This window comes from Hyunsoonleella sp. J2K-J805 (genome assembly GCF_057167125.1).
In genome coordinates this window covers 1631403-1650923 of the sequence record NZ_CM169901.1, presented here as the reverse complement: position 1 = coordinate 1650923, position 19521 = coordinate 1631403, and the positions used below count along the sequence as shown (strand labels likewise).

Annotated in this window: 22 protein-coding genes; 5 read left to right on the top strand and 17 right to left on the bottom strand. The window is 35.8% G+C overall.

All coding sequences use genetic code 11. The features are described 5' to 3' along the window. The first annotated feature begins 24 nt into the window (after positions 1-24). Positions 25-900: a bifunctional methylenetetrahydrofolate dehydrogenase/methenyltetrahydrofolate cyclohydrolase FolD gene (folD, locus tag AC1B0Z_RS07245; protein ID WP_483794951.1), complete on the top strand. Its 876-nt coding sequence runs from the start codon at positions 25-27 to the stop codon at positions 898-900. A gap of 4 nt (positions 901-904) precedes the next feature. On the opposite strand, the gene AC1B0Z_RS07240 is transcribed toward folD, so the two are convergent. From AC1B0Z_RS07240 to AC1B0Z_RS07205, 8 genes are read right to left on the bottom strand one after another with little or no spacing between them, the layout of a single operon-like run. Continuing rightward, entirely contained in the window at positions 905-1330 is a 426-nt protein-coding gene (locus AC1B0Z_RS07240; RefSeq protein WP_483794950.1) for a VOC family protein, read from the bottom strand. A 12-nt stretch (positions 1331-1342) separates the two neighbouring features. Next, entirely contained in the window at positions 1343-1525 is a 183-nt protein-coding gene (locus AC1B0Z_RS07235) for a hypothetical protein (RefSeq protein ID WP_130965698.1), read from the bottom strand. A 44-nt stretch (positions 1526-1569) separates the two neighbouring features. After that, on the bottom strand, positions 1570-2334 hold the full coding sequence (locus AC1B0Z_RS07230) for a pseudouridine synthase (RefSeq protein ID WP_483794949.1): 765 nt from the start codon (positions 2332-2334) through the stop codon (positions 1570-1572). 15 nt (positions 2335-2349) lie between these two features. Beyond that, positions 2350-3177 (bottom strand): alpha/beta hydrolase, encoded by an 828-nt coding sequence (locus AC1B0Z_RS07225; RefSeq protein WP_483794948.1) that lies wholly within the window; start codon positions 3175-3177, stop codon positions 2350-2352. After that, the gene (locus tag AC1B0Z_RS07220; protein ID WP_483794947.1) at positions 3178-3543 is read right to left on the bottom strand and encodes a cupin domain-containing protein; all 366 of its coding nucleotides are present in this window, start codon (positions 3541-3543) and stop codon (positions 3178-3180) included. A gap of 1 nt (position 3544) precedes the next feature. Then, positions 3545-4519, bottom strand: coding sequence for a YitT family protein (locus tag AC1B0Z_RS07215; protein ID WP_483794946.1), 975 nt, complete (start codon positions 4517-4519; stop codon positions 3545-3547). A gap of 4 nt (positions 4520-4523) precedes the next feature. Next, the gene (locus AC1B0Z_RS07210) at positions 4524-5081 is read right to left on the bottom strand and encodes a hypothetical protein (RefSeq protein ID WP_483794945.1); all 558 of its coding nucleotides are present in this window, start codon (positions 5079-5081) and stop codon (positions 4524-4526) included. Between the two features lie 36 nt (positions 5082-5117). After that, positions 5118-6659 (bottom strand): helicase HerA-like domain-containing protein, encoded by a 1542-nt coding sequence (locus AC1B0Z_RS07205; protein WP_483794944.1) that lies wholly within the window; start codon positions 6657-6659, stop codon positions 5118-5120. 55 nt (positions 6660-6714) lie between these two features. Here AC1B0Z_RS07205 and AC1B0Z_RS07200 point away from each other — a divergent pair, with 55 nt between their 5' ends. Continuing rightward, positions 6715-7161: a Rid family detoxifying hydrolase gene (locus tag AC1B0Z_RS07200; RefSeq protein WP_483794943.1), complete on the top strand. Its 447-nt coding sequence runs from the start codon at positions 6715-6717 to the stop codon at positions 7159-7161. Between the two features lie 5 nt (positions 7162-7166). On the opposite strand, the gene AC1B0Z_RS07195 is transcribed toward AC1B0Z_RS07200, so the two are convergent. Continuing rightward, a complete protein-coding gene (locus tag AC1B0Z_RS07195; RefSeq protein ID WP_483794942.1) occupies positions 7167-7895 on the bottom strand; it encodes a hypothetical protein in 729 nt (242 codons plus the stop codon). Between the two features lie 124 nt (positions 7896-8019). Between AC1B0Z_RS07195 and AC1B0Z_RS07190 the strand changes: the two genes are divergently transcribed. Continuing rightward, positions 8020-8649 (top strand): 7-carboxy-7-deazaguanine synthase QueE, encoded by a 630-nt coding sequence (locus AC1B0Z_RS07190; protein WP_483794941.1) that lies wholly within the window; start codon positions 8020-8022, stop codon positions 8647-8649. Between the two features lie 50 nt (positions 8650-8699). Here the strand turns inward: AC1B0Z_RS07190 and AC1B0Z_RS07185 are convergent, their stop codons facing one another. Continuing rightward, positions 8700-9245 (bottom strand): DUF2911 domain-containing protein, encoded by a 546-nt coding sequence (locus AC1B0Z_RS07185; RefSeq protein WP_483794940.1) that lies wholly within the window; start codon positions 9243-9245, stop codon positions 8700-8702. A gap of 347 nt (positions 9246-9592) precedes the next feature. Here AC1B0Z_RS07185 and AC1B0Z_RS07180 point away from each other — a divergent pair, with 347 nt between their 5' ends. Next, on the top strand, positions 9593-9898 hold the full coding sequence (locus AC1B0Z_RS07180; protein WP_483794939.1) for a DUF202 domain-containing protein: 306 nt from the start codon (positions 9593-9595) through the stop codon (positions 9896-9898). A gap of 10 nt (positions 9899-9908) precedes the next feature. Here the strand turns inward: AC1B0Z_RS07180 and AC1B0Z_RS07175 are convergent, their stop codons facing one another. The 6 genes from AC1B0Z_RS07175 to AC1B0Z_RS07150 all read right to left on the bottom strand — a co-directional run bounded on the left by AC1B0Z_RS07175 (position 9909) and on the right by AC1B0Z_RS07150 (position 17043). Then, complete coding sequence (locus AC1B0Z_RS07175) at positions 9909-10364, bottom strand: hypothetical protein (RefSeq protein ID WP_483794938.1); 456 nt, start codon at positions 10362-10364, stop codon at positions 9909-9911. Then, on the bottom strand, positions 10361-10867 hold the full coding sequence (locus AC1B0Z_RS07170) for a DUF4468 domain-containing protein (protein WP_483794937.1): 507 nt from the start codon (positions 10865-10867) through the stop codon (positions 10361-10363). The genes AC1B0Z_RS07175 and AC1B0Z_RS07170 overlap by 4 nt, the downstream gene beginning before the upstream one ends. Positions 10868-10869: 2 nt before the next feature. After that, positions 10870-11883, bottom strand: coding sequence for a 3-dehydro-L-gulonate 2-dehydrogenase (yiaK, locus tag AC1B0Z_RS07165; protein ID WP_483794936.1), 1014 nt, complete (start codon positions 11881-11883; stop codon positions 10870-10872). A 136-nt stretch (positions 11884-12019) separates the two neighbouring features. Continuing rightward, positions 12020-15370 (bottom strand): bifunctional amidotransferase subunit GatB/aspartate--tRNA ligase AspS, encoded by a 3351-nt coding sequence (gene gatB/aspS / locus AC1B0Z_RS07160; protein ID WP_483794935.1) that lies wholly within the window; start codon positions 15368-15370, stop codon positions 12020-12022. Further along, complete coding sequence (locus tag AC1B0Z_RS07155) at positions 15370-16770, bottom strand: amidase family protein (RefSeq protein WP_483794934.1); 1401 nt, start codon at positions 16768-16770, stop codon at positions 15370-15372. The genes gatB/aspS and AC1B0Z_RS07155 overlap by 1 nt, the downstream gene beginning before the upstream one ends. A gap of 3 nt (positions 16771-16773) precedes the next feature. After that, on the bottom strand, positions 16774-17043 hold the full coding sequence (locus AC1B0Z_RS07150) for a hypothetical protein (RefSeq protein WP_483794933.1): 270 nt from the start codon (positions 17041-17043) through the stop codon (positions 16774-16776). Positions 17044-17236: 193 nt separating this feature from the next. Between AC1B0Z_RS07150 and AC1B0Z_RS07145 the strand changes: the two genes are divergently transcribed. Continuing rightward, positions 17237-18292: a dipeptide epimerase gene (locus AC1B0Z_RS07145; RefSeq protein WP_483794932.1), complete on the top strand. Its 1056-nt coding sequence runs from the start codon at positions 17237-17239 to the stop codon at positions 18290-18292. Positions 18293-18311: 19 nt separating this feature from the next. On the opposite strand, the gene AC1B0Z_RS07140 is transcribed toward AC1B0Z_RS07145, so the two are convergent. Then, positions 18312-19448, bottom strand: coding sequence for a porin (locus tag AC1B0Z_RS07140; protein WP_483794931.1), 1137 nt, complete (start codon positions 19446-19448; stop codon positions 18312-18314). Between the last annotated feature and the right edge of the window lie 73 nt (positions 19449-19521).

Here is a 19521-nt window from a genome sequence, read left to right as displayed (position 1 = left end):
ATTCGTGGCAAAAAAAGATATAGCATGACAATTTTAGATGGTAAAAAAGTAAGTAGCGACATAAAAAATGAAATTGCGGAACACGTACAATCCATGATTTCTAAAGGTGAAAAAGTACCACATTTGGCTGCAATCTTAGTCGGTTCTGATGGCGCAAGTATGACTTATGTTGGTGCTAAAGTAAAAGCTTGCGAGCGTATCGGTTTTAAGTCTACACTTATCGAAATGCCAGAGTATACTTCAGAAGAAGAACTGCTAGAAAAAATACACCAGTTAAATACTGATGATGATATTGATGGGTTTATTGTACAACTACCTTTGCCTGATCAAATTGACGAGCAAAAGGTTTTAATGGCTGTAGATCCTGATAAAGATGTAGATGGATTTCATCCTACCAATGTTGGTCGTATGGCATTAGATTTGCCGACGTTTTTGCCAGCAACGCCTTACGGTATTATGGAATTGCTGGAGCGTTATCAAATAGAAACTTCTGGAAAAAATGTTGTGGTTATGGGACGAAGCCACATCGTGGGGCGACCGATGAGTATTCTGATGAGTCAGAAGCGTCCTGCAGGTGACGCAACGGTAACAGTAGTGCACAGTCGTTCTAAAAATTTAAAAGAAATTACGCAAGCAGCGGATATCGTTGTTGCAGCAATTGGGATTTCAGAATTTTTAACTGGAGATATGGTAAAAGAAGATGCCGTAATTATTGATGTCGGCATTACTCGTGTTCCAGATCAAACTAAAAAGAATGGCTACCGACTTGCTGGCGATGTGCATTTTGAAAGCGTTAGTAAAAAAGCAAGTTATATCACTCCAGTTCCGGGAGGCGTAGGCCCTATGACTATCGCAATGTTGTTAAAAAACACCCTTTTAGCAAGGGAGCGTCACGGTTAATACGTTATTTAGCAAACAGTTGAGACATGTCCTTAAAGGCTTTAAATTCTAATGCATTACCCGAAGGGTCATAAAAAAACATTGTAGCTTGCTCACCAACTAAACCTTCAAATCTAACATAAGGTTCTATTACAAATTTAATACGCTGTTGCTTAAGGCGTTCAGCAAAACTTTGAAAATCATCCCAAGACAAAACTACGCCAAAATGTGGTACAGGAACAGCTTTTCCATCCACAGCATTGGTGTGCAAATTTTTTGAATCTTCATTGGGTTTATAATGAATGACCAGTTGGTGTCCAAAAAAATTAAAGTCTACCCAATGTTCGCTACTTCTGCCTTCTTCGCAACCTAAAACGTCACGATAAAAACTTCTGCACTCTTGTAAATTATGTACAGGAACAGCTAGATGAAAAGGTTGTACAGTTGCCATAGTTATATATATTTATGCAGATTTTTTACCATATTTAAACATAGAAGTTCCGGCTATAAAAAAGATAAGACCTAAAATAGCCAAAGCCCAAGGACTAAGAGAGTTAACTATTGGCGTACCAAAAATTCCTAAAACGCCTAAAATTAGGCCTGCCATTCCTACAAGGGTTAAAATCAATGCTAAAGTTCGTATCATGTTATTTAGATTTTGTCAAAAATAAGAATATTTAATAAACTCTGTTATTTTCCTCTTTTCTCTGTTTTTGTTGGAGTAAACGTCTTTTTTGAGTCACTAATAAGTTTTGATAGCGTTGTAAACTCATCCTTTGTTAACTCACGATATTGCCCAATAGGAACATCTAACTTAATATTCATGATGCGTACACGTTTTAAAGTTTGCACTTCATAATTTAAATAAGCACACATACGTCGAATTTGTCGATTTAATCCTTGTGTTAGAATAATTTTAAATTTGTTGCGTCCAAGTTTTTCAAGCTTACATTTCTTTGTTGTTTGTTTTAATTCCTCAAGATAAATGCCACCCGTCATTCGATTAACAAAGGTTTGCGAAATAGGTTTATCAACTGTAACGATATATTCTTTTTCATGATTGTTACTGGCACGAAGAATTTTATTAACGATATCTCCATCATCAGTTAAAAGAATTAGTCCTTCACTGGGTTTATCCAACCTTCCAATAGGAAAAATGCGTTTTGGATAGTTAATAAAGTCAATGATATTATCTTTTTCAACAGAAGTATCCGTTGTGCAAACGATACCAACAGGCTTGTTGAAAGCCAGATACACAAATCCTTCTTTAGTGTTTTTTATGGTTTCGCCATCTACCGAAACAACATCATTAGGAGCGATTTTTGTTCCCATTTCTGGAACAACGCCATTTATGGTAACACGCCCTGCGGCAATGAGCTTATCAGCTTCGCGCCGTGAGCAATAACCAGCTTCACTTAAAAATTTATTGATGCGTTTTAACGATGTTTCAAACATGATTCAAAAATACAACTATGCGCTCAAAAAGCTTAAAATATGACTGTAAACTTCTTTGGATTTTAATCCATGGCCATAGCCATTGGTCTCTATAAGATTAGCTCTTTTTAATTTTTTATGAATCTTTAATGCATCACTAAATGGTATAATTCTGTCCTTTTTATCATGAATGACAAGGGCTTTAACGTCTAAATTTGAAGTAAAGTTTGATGTTGAAAAGTGTTCAGCAGCATAATTATACTTTTTTACAATATGGGTTCTTATGGCTTTTTTTACGCGCCGACTGTATCCAAGTGTGTTTTCATATTGAATTAATATATCTTTAAAAGCATCGGGAGCCCCTAAAAGCACAAGTTGTTTTAAATGATTTATTTGAAATGTATGTATCGCAAAAACAGTTGCCATCCCGCCAACCGAATGTCCAATAATGGTATCGGGTTGAAAGTGATTGGTTACCAAATGTATGCATTCAGAATAAAGTATTGCATTAAATTCTTTGTTGCCAGAGGCACCATGTGCGGGAGCATCTATGGCAATAATATTATGGTTTTCCTTTTTAAGATATTCTATCAAGTTCTTCCATCTAAAAGAGTTGCTCTCCCAACCATGCGCTAATAAAATGGTTTTTTTAGTACCGATCCATTGATAGGTTCTTACAGTAAAATCTTTATATTCAAAGTCCTTTTTCTTAGCAGATTTTAAAAACTGAATTTCTGTGTTTTTTAATTTGCCTTTTCTGGGAATTGCAAATAATTGCATTGCCAGTTTAGCAGCATAGTTTGGTGCCAAAACTCCCAGCATATTTATTACAACTCCAATAATTTTAGGAAGATATTTTTCCATTTAATCTTCTCTATTAACCAATTTCATTGAAAAGGCAGGAGTACAAATAGCAATATATTCGCAAGCTTCAGAAAACGGATTGGAGTATTGCACTCTGGTGTTTTTTTCAATTTTAATAGATTGACCAGCTTCTAAAACCACACTTTTATTATCTATAATAAATTGTTTTTTTCCACCGATGATAAAGGTGTATTCATCAAACTCAGGCGTTTGAAATGGTTCGCTCCAGCCAGGAGGTGCAATCATATGGGCAATACTTATTTTAGAGTTGCCATCAGTAGCGTTACCAAAGTGTTCTTTTATAATTTTACCATCAATAGTGGGCACTATAAATGGTGTTTTTTGAATGGTATAGGGCTTCTTCATTTCAATCTTTAAATGGTTTGCGCTTAATCATTCCGCCTTTGATATCTTTTACAATACCCATCACGAGAAACGCTTTTCTATCAATTTTATCAATTTCTGTTCTTAGCCTTGGTAACTCCAAGCGGGTAATAACAGTATAGATGATATCTTTTTCTCCTGTTTCACCTTCTTTTCCGTAGCCACCTTGGCCCTTGTATATGGTGCAGGCGCGACCTAATTTTTTGGTCAGCATCAACTTAATTTCGTCATTTTTTGCAGAAATAATTGTGAGTCCAACATATTCCTCAACACCTTCAACAACAAAATCAACTGTTCGTGCAGCTGCTAAATAAGTCAATATGGCATAAAGCGCTGTTTCAACCGAAAGCACATAAGCACCAAAGGAAAAGATAACGATATTGATAATTAGAAGTACATCACCAACAGTGACAGAAAGTTTTCGGCTTAAATAAATGGCAAGTACTTCGGTGCCATCAATAACGCTTCTTCCCCGCATTGACATACCAATGCCCAAACCTAAAAAGAAACCTCCAAAAATAGCTATAAGTAGTTTGTCTTCCGTAATTGTTGGGTATTCTACAAAGTGAACTACGAATGCTAATAATGCAATTGCAGCAACACTTCGTAATGCAAACTTTGTGCTAATGGTTTTTGAAGCTAGAAAGATGAAAGGAATATTGACCAATATTAGAAGCACTCCAAGATTAAGTGACGTTATATTTTCCAACAAAAGTGAAATACCAGTTGCACCTCCATCAATAAAATTGTTAGGAAGTAAAAACCCTTTAAGTCCGAAGCCAGCTGAAAATACCCCTATGACAATAAAAAAGTATTCACTTATTGTGTGCTGCAATTCAACATACAAACGTTGTGCCAGCGGAATCACTTGCTTTTTACTTACAGGTGTACCTGTTTGTTTTTTCTGCAGCCGCTTGCGAGCTACATCTACGAGTATTTTGGATAAGAATGGGTTCAAATTATCAGTGCCAGTTTATAAAAAAGTATTTAATTTTTGCATTGTCCGGAATATTGGCTACTTCAATTTTTAAGTCCATATCTACCCGCAAATTTGAGGGCAGTTCCTTTTTGTCAATTGTAAAACTAGCATTGATGCTTTTTACCGTAATGACGATAGAGTTGATCAAATTATCAATCCTTGAAATTTTGTAGTTATCTGCAATGTCCTTAAAAGTACTTAGTACTGTAATGTTTTTGCTGGTTTTAAAACGTTCGTCAATAATCTGAACAGTTTCAAATACTGAAGTAGAATCTAAAGCTTCTGAAGGCTCAAGGATGAGTAATTGCTTTCCAGTACTATCCAAAATTTCAATATTATTTTTGTTTCCGGTAAATTCATCACCGCCAATGCGTTTTACTATTGAGTCGTTTGGAAATACCAGTTTTAAATCTTTTACCTGAGTTGAATCGGTCAATAAGCCAACGTGCTGCTTTGAAATTTCAAATGGGTCTTGTTGGTTATTACAAGCCATAAAGCAACATAATAACGTGAAAACTGAATATTTAAGTAATCTATTCATGGTATTAAAATTAAGTTGGAGCAATTTATTATAAAACTACTTTCGCATTACTTTGGTAAGAATGCCAAAAACGCTTCTAATAAATGTAGCACTGGTGAGCACTTTTACTACAGGATTCATTCGTGTACTTTTGCGACGTGATGAGGTACTTCGTTTTTTTGCTTTGGCCTTTTCAAGAGCTTCTTTTTCCTTTTTTGCTTTTTCTTTTGCTTCTTCGGCTTCAGCTTTTATTATCTTTTCGTTCAATAATTCATAAGCACTTTCCCGGTCAATGGTTTCATTGTACTTTTTAGTCAATTTTGATTTGGAAAGTAACGCAGCCAATTCGGTATTTGTTAAAACGTCCATTCTGCTCATGGGTGCACGCATCATTGTAGCTGCAAGTGGTGTTGGTCGTCCTTTTTCATCCAAAGCTGAAACTAAGGCCTCTCCAATACCCAAAGAGGTTAACACTTCTGTGGTGTCATAATACTCAGAATCTGGATAATTCTGGGCGGTTAACTTAATAGCTTTTCGGTCTTTTGCGGTAAAAGCTCTTAGGGCATGCTGTACTTTTAATCCTAATTGTCCTAAAACCTCTTCCGGGACATCCGTTGGGTTCTGGGTAACAAAATATAAGCCCACACCTTTACTCCTAATGAGTTTTACAATGCTCTCAATTTGATCTAAAAGCGCTTTCGAGGCTTCATTAAATATCAAATGTGCCTCGTCAATAAACATCACGAGTTCTGGTCTTCCGCTATCGCCTTGTTCTGGAAATGTGGAATAGATTTCTGCCAATAAGCTCAGCATAAATGTTGAAAATAGCTTTGGTCTATCTTGAATATCGGTAAGCCTAATAATATTGATATACCCACGGCCGTTGTTATCCACTCTCAATAAATCATCCACATCAAAAGACGTTTCTCCAAAAAATAAATCGGCTCCTTGTTGTTCTAATTCTATAATTTTACGAAGAATCGCGCCCGTTGAAGCGGTTGAAATACGGCCATACGCCTCTGTAAATTCAGCTTTCCCTTCTTGAGTGGCATATTGTAATATTTTTTTAAAGTCTTTTAAATCGAGTAAAGGCAGTTTATTATCATCACAATATTTAAAGATGACCGAAACAATACCAGATTGGGTTTCAGTCAAATCCAAAATCCTTGATAATAATACAGGACCAAACTCACTCACTGTGGCACGTAATCTTACACCGTCCTGCTCAGAAAGTGTTAAAACTTCAATAGGAAATGATTTTGCTTCAAATGGTAGTCCAATCTTTGCATGACGTTCATCAATTTTTGGGTGACCTGGACTGGGTTGTGCTAATCCACTTAAATCGCCTTTTATGTCCATCAGAAGCACGGGGATTCCCTTTTCGCTAAGGTTTTCAGCTAGTACCTGTAAAGATTTGGTTTTACCTGTTCCTGTGGCTCCAGCAATTAAACCATGGCGATTCATGGTTTTTAAAGGAATTTTTACATGTGCACCCGTAACGGTTTCACCATCCAACATTGCCGCACCAAGTGTAATGGAATCTCCTTTAAATGTATTGCTTTCTGTTATAATTTTCGAAAAGTCATCAGTTCTGCTCATCATCAAAGTTTTGATAAAAATAGTGTAATTTTAATCAACTAGAAAATTGATTATTATGATGAAAAGCGTATTTATCCCAATTTTAAGTATTGCTGTTTTTTTGATGGCTTGTGATGCACCAAAAACTGAAACTGTGTTTCATAAATCGCATGAACCCAAAAGACAGAATATACCTTTTAGCGATGCTGTTGAAACAAATGATTTTTTATTTCTGGCAGGACAAATTGGTAAAAGCCACAAAACAGGTAAGTTGGTGGAAGGTGGTATAAAAGCAGAAACCAAACAAGCTATTGAGAATATTCAAGCTGTACTTCAACATCATAAATTGGAACTCGAAAATGTTGTGAAATGCACCGTTATTTTGAAAGATATAAATGAGTTTAAGCAGTTTAACGAAGTGTACACAAGATATTTTACAAAAAAACCGGCGAGAACCACGTTTGCAGCTGCAGGTTTAGCGGCAAATGCCAGTATTGAGATTGATGTAATTGCTGCGAAGTAGTATATTTACTTAATTTTTTCAATGTAAATATTGGACGTTCCAGCACTTCGCATTACCGCAGGAGCGGAGTTTCCACCTCTAATGGTTTGTACACTAATAGTTTGTCCAGCTGTGATATTAAATACTTCGGTGATATGTAAAGACGCCTCTAGCTGATTGTTTGCATGACGTACATACCCAGTATTGCCTATAGTACCAGTAGGAGTACCATTGATGGCTATTTGAGACTCAACCGAAACTCTTTGATCTGTGTTTCCAGCAATAGCAGGCACGGTATATGAGATATTTACAGTAATTCGATACCGCCCTGAAGTATTTATGGTTAGTAAGTTTCCTGCAACGGTATATAGCGTGTCGTCGTCGTTCCATTCTAAATTACCAAAAATCGGGATATTGGCATAAGCCCCATTATTATTTATGTTTGTTGTAATATCTGTATTACTATATTTAACGGATGAAGGGTGGGAAATCTTACTCCAATCAGGAGTTGCTATCGAGCCACTGTTGAACTGAAACTCGTTAAGGTCTGTATTAAATACCATCAATCCCATTGCTGGATCTACAATGGCATTAATCTGTGCAGTGGTTAATCTAGGTATGAGTATCCCTTTATCGGTGGATTCTATATCTAAAATAGAGGAATCGTCAGGATTAGTAGTACCTATACCAACTTGCGCACAACAACTGATACTGCTGATTAAAAGAACCAACAGTAAGTAGGCTATTTTATTCATTGTGAGAGACTTTTTCTTTTTTTGATGATTAACAAAGATAATAAAAACACGACGAAATAACAAAAAAACACGATAAAATGCAATTTGAAACAAAACTATTTTGAATTTGTATCTTTGCGCGCTCATGAATAAAGAAATAAAAGAATTAGTAGAAAAAGGTCTTATGTTGCCATTGATGGAGGAGTTCTATACCATCCAAGGGGAGGGCTATCATAAAGGGACTGCAGCTTATTTTATCCGCATTGGTGGATGTGATGTAGGTTGCCATTGGTGTGATGTAAAAGAAAGTTGGAATGCCGATTTGCACCCACCAACAGAAACCAGCCACATTGTTAAGAACGCTAAGAAATATAGTGATACCATCGTGGTTACTGGGGGAGAGCCCCTAACGTGGGATATGACAGAATTAACCGCTCAACTTAAGGCTGAAGGTCTACAGACACATATTGAAACTTCTGGGGCGTATAAGTTAACAGGTACTTGGGATTGGATTTGTTTGTCTCCAAAGAAAATCAAATTACCAACAAAAGAGATTTATGACAAGGCAGATGAGCTAAAAGTAATTGTTTATAATAAAGACGATTTTCGTTTTGCAGAAGAACAAGCTGCTAAAGTAAACAAGGATTGTATTTTGTATTTACAGCCTGAATGGAGTAAACGCGATAAGGTTGTTCCTGAAATTGTAGATTATGTAATGAAGCACCCAAAATGGAAAGTGTCATTGCAAACCCATAAGTACTTAAATATACCATAAAAAAATGCCTTGAGATATCAAGGCATTTTTTGTCAATATAGTTAAGCTATTTACTTCGTAAAAGGAACAGCAATTCTTTTATTACCCCAGCCTAAGTGCATGTGCACACCATTCTCCGCTTCTGTAAAAGTAATTGAGAATGCTTCAAGCTCATCGTAACTAGTAGATACTGGAACTGCTAAACGCCCTACGTCTTTCGATTCGTCATAAAAATAAGACCCCCAAACATTAGTATCGGTGTTTATAATAGCCGTCCACTCTGTTTCTCCTGGGATAACATAAAATGTGTAGGTGCCAGCTTTTATTTCTGTTGTGCCCAATTTCATATCTGTATATAATGTCAATTCTGCTGCTTCATTAGCACCAGTACGCCATACTTTTCCATTAGGAGCTAGTTTAGATACTTCTCTACCTTTTAATTGAGGTCTGCTATATACTATTTTAATAAGTTTGTCAGATACCTTATAATCTCTTGGAAATGCCGCTGCATCCATCGGACTTTTATCTAGTTTTGTGAATTTTTGAGCCTCAATGTTTAAGCTTATGAGCATCATAAATACAAAAGCAAGTGCTGATAGGATTTTGATTTTTTTCATAATGAATTTTTAAAATTTTGATTTTTCAAATTTAAGGCAGAATTCGCTTAAAGTTTTGATAAAAGTCGTTAAGCTTTGTTAAAGTTTACATTCAAATGTAATAATTTGGGTGCCTACCTACCTGCGGTATCGCGGGCAGGTTACCCACAACACTTCGACAAGCTCAGAGCAAGTGGATTGCCTACCTGCCGGCAGACGTGCCTAACACGGGGTATACTTGCCAACACCTTACCTATACTGTTTATAGAATACCTGCTAAGTTCAATTTTATTTACAATACAGAACGAAAGTAAAATCCATATATTTTATAGTACATTTGAATATAAATCAAATAAAATCAAAAGGTTTTGAAATTTACCAGAGAATTTAAACCAGATGAAAAAGTAATCCTAAGAGATTATTTAGCAATAGAGCGCACACGTTTAGCTAATGAAAGAACCTTGTTGTCTTACATAAGGTCTTCATTGTACTTATTGATAGGGAGTATTGCTTTTTTTCAATTGAAGGAATTTCCTAATTTTAAATATTTGGCACTAGCTTCTTTAGTGTTTAGCGCGCTTTTTTTTATAATTGGTTTGTACAGATTTACAACTTTAAAACGAAGTTTAAAGCGGTTGTATTATATGTCTGAGGATATGGGAAGTAAAGATTAAATCTTCGAGTTTATTCTTTTCTTACAAACAATAGCTTTTTGCTATTTTTTAACTCTATTGAAATAGTATCATTTTTAATATTTCTCACAGTTTGTCTTTCCCTTCGTTTTTCAAAAATCAATCTATAAACAATAATGTTTTCGTCATCATAAGTAAATATAGAATCCATCTTTTTTAAAGATCCAAATTTAGAGGACTTTACTTTGTTTATCAGAGTATTTGGATTCACACTCTTGTTTGTTTTTATAACAGTGCTTAAACCATTTTCTCTATTCCCTGAATATTCATAGAAATACCCAGTATTTATTAATAAATTATTTCTTTGATCTAATTCTATACATGTGAACTCAAATTTTTCTTTCGGGGCATTAGGATCAATGAACTCATAATTGTAAAAGTGAGATGCAGGACAACCAAATAAGATAAAACATAGTAAAATTAAAAATAATGCTTTTAGGCATCTCATTGTCTTGAAATCAAATAATTGTACAAACTGCTATGGAGCTCATTTAAAACCTCGGGAATCACCCTCACATAAGATTTTGTTTTTTTAATAGGTTTCCCTTTTTTGAAAAAATCTAAACCATTTTCAAGATCAATCTCTTGCCAACCCATATCGTATTTGCTATTAGCTTTGGTATGTATTTCTATTGGTTTAAAGGAATATTGTCCTTCTTTAAAAGTAATTTTCACGGCATACTTCAAATGGAAATAGCGTTTATCCACTTGTATTGCATTTTCTTTAATACTTGTTAAGCGGATAATTTGCTTATCGATTTCAGTTTCAGGATTTTTATAAGTTGCTTTTATCCATTTAAGCGCCTTTTCATATAATTGCGTTTTAGAAAGCCCATCAACTTTAGAAATTGTATGTTTTGGATTTAATCCGTCTTCATTGAAAACAAATTGTTCTTGCCCAAATCCTGCAGTTGTAAACACAAAAACAAATAAAATAATCAGCATCTTCATTGTTAAAGCGACATAATTTTATCCCAAACGCCTTTATTAACTTTAATGCCGTTTTTTAAGTTTTCTGCTTTTCTTTGTTCACTTCTTTCTCCAGGATAATAGGTTTTGTCTTCAGCATGTATAGGCTCAACATTATGGGTGTAATCGATAATTTCATTCAATAGCTTTTCTTGTAGTGCTTTATCGTTAAAAACTTCAGGATAAATACATAAATATACTTGCGAAATGCCCGTTTCAATCTCATTTTGGCTAATTCTGTATGTAGAATTCCCTGCAGATAACAAAGTTGCAAGCATATCTAAAATTATAGAAAGTGCAGAGCCTTTCCAAAATCCTATAGGTAACCCTCGCTCTTTTAAGGAGATTTTCTCGGGATCTTTTGATAGCTCATCGTTATCGTCCCAACCACCAAAAAAAGGCAGTTTTTCGCCTTTCAATTTGTAATCATTTATTTTTCCAAAAGAAAACTGAGATATTGCCATATCTAAAACAATATGTCCATTCTCACGTGGTATGGATACAATGAACGGGTTGTTACCTATGCGACTGTCTTTGCCTCCCCAAGGTGGCATATTTGGTTGCGTATTGGTAAACAATATTGAAATACATCCAGCTTCTGCCGCTTGGTGTCCATAAGAACCTCCTCTCATCCAATGATTGGTGTTGCGCAGTGCTACCAAACCCATTCCGTGTGCTTTTGCAAGTTCTACGGCTCTATCTGTACATGTTATAGCGTTAATTACACCAGAGCCAAAATTGCCATTCCACCGTTCTATGCTCCCAAAAGTTTCTACCTTTTCTGCCTTGGCATTTATATTGATAATGCCTTTTTTAATATATTCTATAAAAAGTGGAATACGATTGATACCATGAGAATTCACTCCAAATAAGGTGCTTTCCGTATGCGTTTTTGCAATTAGCAGAGCGTACTCGTCTGTGAATCCATATTTAGTAAGCAGCTTTTGAAGTTCATGCTGCATTTCAGTTTTTGAAATGCGTATTATTTTTTCTGTCACCTTGATTTTGATTTTTTAGAAAGTTATATGGAAAGATATTCAATTATTATTTTATGTATTTATTTTACAATATATGATGAAAAAATAAAAGCTTCAGAATACTCTGAAGCTTTTAATGTTTATTTTGAAAGTTTATCTATTTCTTAATCACCTTAACATTCATCTCCTCAACCTTTTTGTTTGAAAGTGGGGAAGGAGACCCAAACAATAAATCTTCACTGGTTCCTGTTTTAGGAAAGGCCATTACTTCTCTAATGGATGCTTTTTTCTCTAAAATCATCATTAGTCGGTCAACACCCCAAGCAATACCGCCATGTGGAGGCGCGCCATAATGAAACGCATTGTACATTGTGCCAACGCTTTTCATCATTTCGTCCTTATTGTACCCCATATTTTTATAAGTGGCCTCTAAAATTTCTGGTTTGTGCGCACGAACTGAGCCTCCACCAATTTCGTAGCCATTCAAAATTAAATCGTACTGTTGGGCTATGATACTTCCAATCTCTTCCTCTTTTCCATTGATATGCTTTTCAATATCATACACTGCTGGCATTGAGAATGGGTTATGTGTAAACGTCCAGTTGCCCTCCTCGGTTTTTTCAAACATAGGGAAATCTACTACCCATGCTGGTCTTAATTCTTTTGGGTTAATCAATTTCAGCATTTTACCTAACTCTTGGCGTACAGCGTCCAAAGCTTTATTTGCGGTAGCATAATCTGCAGCAGAGAAGAATACAATATCACCTACTTGTGCATTGGTTGTTTGAATAATGCCCTCAGCGATGTCTTCACCTAAAAATTTAATTATAGGGGATTGTAAATCAGATGTGTTAACTATAATATAAGCCAAACCTCCCAATCCGTTATCTTGGGCAATCGCAGTTAATTTCTCAATCTGACCTTTAGATAAGCGCTTTTTACCTTGTTCTTCAGCCGAAACTTTAATGCATTTTACAATACCACCTTCATCGATAGGTTTGCTAAATACTTGGAACGATGTTTCTTTAACAATATTAGTTATATCTTGCAGTTGCAAACCGAAACGTAAATCTGGCCTGTCACAACCATAACTGTCCATAGCTTCTTTATAGGTCAACACTTCAAACGGATGCAAGATCCATTTTTTACCATAAATTTTGGTGACTATCTCATTAAACATCTTGGTGTTTAAATCAATAATATCCTGCATGCTGGCATAAGCCATTTCAATATCTAGTTGGGTAAATTCTGGTTGTCTATCACCACGAGAATCCTCGTCTCTAAAGCAACGTGCAATTTGAAAATACTTTTCGTAACCACTTACCATCAAAATTTGCTTAAACTGCTGGGGCGCTTGTGGTAATGTATAGAAAGCCCCTGCTTTTTTTCGAGTAGGTACGATAAATTCGCGCGCGCCTTCATCGGTTCCAGCTGTTAAAATTGGAGTTTCAACTTCAAGGAATTCCTGGGCATCAAGAATGTCCCGCATTAACTTAATTACCCTATGGCGATTCACTATAGCCTTTCTTACCGCATCATTTCTATGATCTAAATATTTATATTGAAAACGAACTGTTTCGTTGGATTTATGAGCGCGTTTAATTTCAAAAGGCAAGGTTTTAGATAAATTCAGAATATCTAATTCAGAAGTTTCCAATTCAATTGTACCAGTTCTAAGCGCAGAATTGTAATCATCAGCTTTTCGCTGTACTATTTCTCCAGTAACCGTTATAACAGATTCAGGCTTTAGTTTAACCAATTCATCCAGATTTGGAAAAGATTCCCTGCTTAGGCGGACTTGGAAAATTTCATGGCTGGAATCACGTAAATCAATAAATATCAATTCGCCATGATCCCTAACGCTAGATACCCAACCCGCTAAAGTAACTTGCTCTGAAATGGAGGTTTCACTTAAATCTGATGCTTTATGAGTTCTATATTGCTCTTTAATAACAATAGGAATTTCAGGAAGCGTTTCTTCATCAGCTGAAGTCTGCTTTTGTCCGTTAGACTTTACACCTTCATTGGTTCCTGAGCCACTTCTTCCTTCGTTTTGAAGCCCTTCATTACTTACCGCAACTTCATCCAAAATGCGTTGGCGAATCACTTTTCCTGAAGCGCCTTTTCCAATAATACCGATAACTTTTCCAACTAAAATACCGGCTTTTCCTTCATTTCCAGCTTTTATATCGTTAGCTATAGCTTCATTCTCAGAAATAACTTTTGCTATAGCATCATCTATCTGAGATTGCGAAATTGTATTCTGCTCAAAATATTGATTGTAATCAAAAGTTCTATCTTTCAAATACGAGGTGATGGCATTTTGAACCAATACCGATGTAATTTTTTCTTCTTTGAACAATTGGAAAATTTCAATAAGATGTTCAATGCTATGAATGTCTCCATAGGCCTCGGCATCAATGTTATTTACCAATGTTTTTGCTACAAAAGATGGGTCTTTTAATACATCGTTAATCGCCATAAACGTTTTGGAACGTAACGGGTCTGCAGTGAAGAATTTTGCATCTTGCGGTAATACACCGCCTTTTATTAATATAGATTCTACGGCAAAAGGAAGTGCGCTTATATCAACATCAATGCGTTCTACAACATCTTTTATTTTAACAAATGGTAGGTCTGGTTCTGAGATAAAGCGGTAATCTGCCTCAAACTCCTTTTTACGCATGGTTTTGGTCTGTTTCAAATCAGCATCAAACAAAACGGTAGTTTGGTCTGGTCTAAACTCTTTGTGCTCCAAATAATAGTCCAGTTGCTTTTCAACTTCTTCTTTTAGAGCCTCTACCATAAACTTAAAGGAGTTCAAATTTTTAATCTCGGTACGCGGATTTAGGTTGTAATCGCGTTTCTTTCTTAATGATACAGAGACGTCGGATTTAAACTCTCCCTTTTCAAGGTTAGCGTCTGAAATTCCAAGGTTTTGAGCAATACGCTGAATGTACTGCGCATAAATGGAGGCGTCCTCAATATGGCGAATACAAGGTTCGGTAACTATCTCAATCAGCGGCACGCCAGCTTTATTAAAATCTACTAGCGAAACATGTTTTTCATGAATCATTTTGGCGGCATCTTCTTCAATATGCACTTGAGTTAAGTTTACCGTAAACTGTGATCCGTCATTTCTAAAACATGACACTTGTCCGTCAGGAATAATAGGATTATGAAACTGTGTAATCTGAATGTTCTTAGGGTTGTCAGGATACTCGTAGTGTTTCCTGTCCCAAGAAATGATTTCATTTTCAAATGTAGATTTTACCGCTTTTCCAAAATAAATAGCTTTAGTAATAGCTTCTTTATTTATAGCGGGCAAAACGCCCATTTGCCCCGTACAGACTGAACAAATATTGTGGTTTGGTGTATCAATTTCACCAGCGTTGGCACAAGAACAAAATAATTTTGTTTTGGTATTTAATCTCACGTGGGTTTCCAACCCGATAACTAACTCCAGTTCGTGTTTTTTAAGTTGCTCGTTTAGTTCCTCCAGTTCCATTATATCATATCTTTTAAGAAGTTAGCAAACTTCAAAACGAGTTCGTCATTATTTTTAGCGGCCGTAATTTGTAAGCCAGTTGCCGTACCTTGTGGTACGGTAAGTGTGGGTAATTCTCCCAAGCTAAAACCAACGGTGTAAGCGTCAGATAAATACATGGCCAATGGGTTTTTCAAGCTTTCTCCAATTTTTGGAGGCGTGCTTGGTGTAACGGGAGAGATTATAATATCAACTTCATTAAAATCTTCTTCAAAGTTGGCCATAATTTGATCTCTCAGGTTAAGCCCTTTTAAATATATTTCATCGGCAAATCCTTGAGACAGTACTTGGTTTCCACCAACAATTCTTCGCTTTGTTTCTGCTGAAAAGTTTTCAGAGCGGGTTACCGCATAAGTTTCTTTAAGATCATCGGCTTCAATACGATTGCCATAGTTAGTGCCGTCTAATCGTGATAGGTTAGAGGCAGTTTCAGCCATTGCCAATGTGTAGTAAGTTGAAACTAAAGTGTTCGATTCAAAAAAATCAAGAGCTTTTACTTTTATGCCTTTCGCTTTAATAGTTTCAATTGCTAATAGAAAATCTGCTTTTATTTCTGCATCAATAGCTTCACTTTCAACAAAGTTTTTGAAATACCCTACGGTTTTGATGTCTTCTGAATGCGAAAGACGCTTTTCAGATATGCTTTCAGAGGCATAAGAGGTTTGGTCCTTAATGTCCTGTCCGCTCATTGCATTTAAAACAATACGAATATCTTCGATAGATGTAGCAATAGGCCCTACACAATCTGTAGATGATGCATAAGCCATTAAACCGAATCTTGAAATACGCCCGTAGGTGGGTTTTAAACCATAAACGCCGTTATAACCAGCTGGCTGACGAATAGAACCGCCTGTATCTCCACCGATAGAAAACACGGTGTAACCCTTGGCTACATTTACTGCTGATCCACCACTAGAACCACCACCAACCAACTCAGGATTGATAGCATTTTTTACCGCTCCAAAAATGGTGTTTTCACTGGACGAACCATGACCAAAACTATCACAGTTTTCCTTGACCAATGGGATAGCGCCAGCATCTAGCAATTTTTGGATGGCCGTTGCTGTGTAGGCAGATTTGTAGTTTTTTAATAAGTTAGAACTTGCGGTAGTGTATGTGCCTTGCACCATGTATACATCCTTAATACCAAAAGGAATACCTTCAAGCAAACCTATGGATGCACCATTAGCAATTTTAGCATCAACTTTAGCGGCTAAGTCTAACGCCATTGGATCTAATAAAGCATTAACTGTATTATGGGTGTTCTTTTTTAAAGCTTCTAGCTTTTCTTGTACCAATTGCGTACAAGATATTTCCTTGTCCACCAATTGCTGATGGATTTTGCGTATTTGAGAGTCCATAACTTATGCTTCAATTACTTTAGAAACTACCAAATAGCCATTTTTTTCCTTTGGGAAGTTTTCAATGATAATTTGCTTTTCTGTTGCAGAACTGTCTACAACCACATCGTCTCTCAAATTATCTAAAGACACAGCATTATTATGATTATTATTAAAGGTATTATTATTTGACGTATTTGCATTTTTAATTACCTCAAACAATTTATTTACAGTCTCTGATGGCTGCGCCCCTTTAATACTCGACAAAACGTCGACTGTCATAATTTTACTCATGTCTTTTTGTTAAAAATTTTAGCAGGTAAAATTACAAAAGTTTTTATGTAGAATATGGGTTTAGCGCTCTAAAGTTGGTAGTATATTTTTATTGCTTTGGAATATTCAAAATATTAGCAATTTTATTGTCAATTTACATAGAAAAACTAAAGAATTATAGTAATATTGAAAGTGTATTTTAATATGTGAAACGATGCAACGTATACGTTTCGCTTGTTTTTCAGACTTAATGATGAAAATTTCCCTATCAACAACCCATCATAAATTAATATTGCAATACCCATTTAGTATTTCTAGGTATACGGTTTATGAGCAAGACACATTGATAGTATCCATTACAAACGGTGAGGTTTCAGGCTATGGAGAAGCTACTGTAAACCCTTATTATGGAAGTACGATAGAGGATTTAAAAAGTTCAGTTGAGAACGTTATCGCTATTTTACAAGACAACATTGGTATACACCCTAAAAAACTGTGGGAATTAATAGAGCCAAAACTTCGCAACAATTATTTTGCCTTATCTGCAATTGATTGCGCATACTGGGATTTTTACGCCCGATTAAAAAAGAAGACACTCAGAAGTTTTTGGAGTGAAACAACATCAAAATTACCGCTTACGAATTACACCATTGGGATAGATGATATTCCTGTGATGGTATCAAAAATCCAGGAAAATCCATGGCCCATTTACAAAATAAAACTAGGGGTTGATAATGATTTGGAGATTATAAAGGCGCTAAGAGAAGTTACTAAATCTACCTTTCGGATTGACGCCAATTGTGCTTGGGGTGTAACCGAAACTATTGAGAAATCCGAAGTTTTACAAGATTTGGGCGTTGAATTTATCGAACAACCCTTGAAAGCCGATGCTCTTGAGGATATGGCTTATGCAAAACAACACAGCAAATTACCCATAATAGCGGATGAAAGTTGCCAGCGATTAGAAGATGTAAATCCATGTGCAAACGCATTTCATGGTATAAACATTAAGCTTATGAAATGCGGCGGTATCACCCCAGCTTTAAAAATGATTGAAAAAGCAAGAGCACTTCATCTAAAGGTGATGGCAGGTTGTATGACCGAATCTACAATAGGTATTTCAAACCTAGTGCAAATCGCCCCGCTTTTAGATTATTTAGATGCCGATGGTGCCATGCTTTTAAAAAACGATGTAGCTACTGGTGTAAACTTTAAAAACGGAGCTATTATTTATCCTAAGGATATTGGCTCAGGATCAACACTCCTTTAGAGCGCAAACAGTATTACATTTATTTAATTGAAATTTGATATTGTAATACGCCCATGCCTTTATAATCTTTTTGTGTTAAGGTGTTGGCATCAAAAATAGGGCGATGTTGATAGCCTAAACTTATTTTATTGCTATGAGAACCATTAATCAAAAAGTTAACGGTTATGTCATAAACTGTCATCTTATCACTCAAACGGTCCCAATTGGAATGTTGTATGGCAATATTAGGTTGGATAACCGTATCGTAGTTCAAAATACTTGTAGATTTAAAAGCATAACCAAATTGCCCATACCAAGTAGTACCCGTACCAATCATAGGAAAAGCAACACCAGCACCATTAAAGTCTGTGCCGCCTCCAGATGTGGGGTTATTTGCGCCAACATTTCGTATATAGTCTTTACCAAAATCATAATCGTAAAAGCCTAGATAAGCAGTAATAGCATCGCCGTTAATAAGTGGAATGTTTAAAAATGAATCTGCCGCAAAATGTGTCATATCGTAAAATGTAGTAGACGGCAATCGTGCATCGCCATCACTCATGGCATTATTTTGGTGCTGAAATCCGGCGCCTATATTAAACACCTTTTTATTTTGCTCGTAAGTACCTACTTGGTAAGCAGATTTATTGGATTCGTGCTCATAAAACTGATATTTTACATATCCTGAGGTTTTTACTCTTGGCTTGTTATTGGCAAAATTAACTTCGCCGTCAGGTACATTGGTGACAAAAAAGGGTCTGTTAAAAGCCAATCTGTAGTCAAATTTACCGGCTTGACCTTTTATCCAAGCACCAAATAATCGTCCTATGTCGTCATTTTTTTCAACGGAGTTTAAGGTGAATAGAGGAGAATCTAAACCCATTAAGGTTTTATTGGAGCGTATATTCCATCGGCTTAACCCTTGCCAACCAGATTTACCCATACCAACTTCAAAATACTTGGCAAATGTATATTCAGCGTAAAGATCCAAGACTTGAAGTGATATTTCTTTGGTTTTAAAATTAAAATTATTGCCGCCAAAAATACTGTATACAAATATTTTTGGAGTGACCTGCGAGTATACGGGAATCCGTAATCTGCGAATAGATATATCAAAAAATCCTGATGTTGGCTCTTCTTGTATTAAAGAACCTTCGTTAAGGTCTGAATATCTCATCCATATTTGAGATCTAATATTCCAATGAATTTTTGGTTTTTGTTTTGTTTCAGTTTGACCAAAGATGAATAAG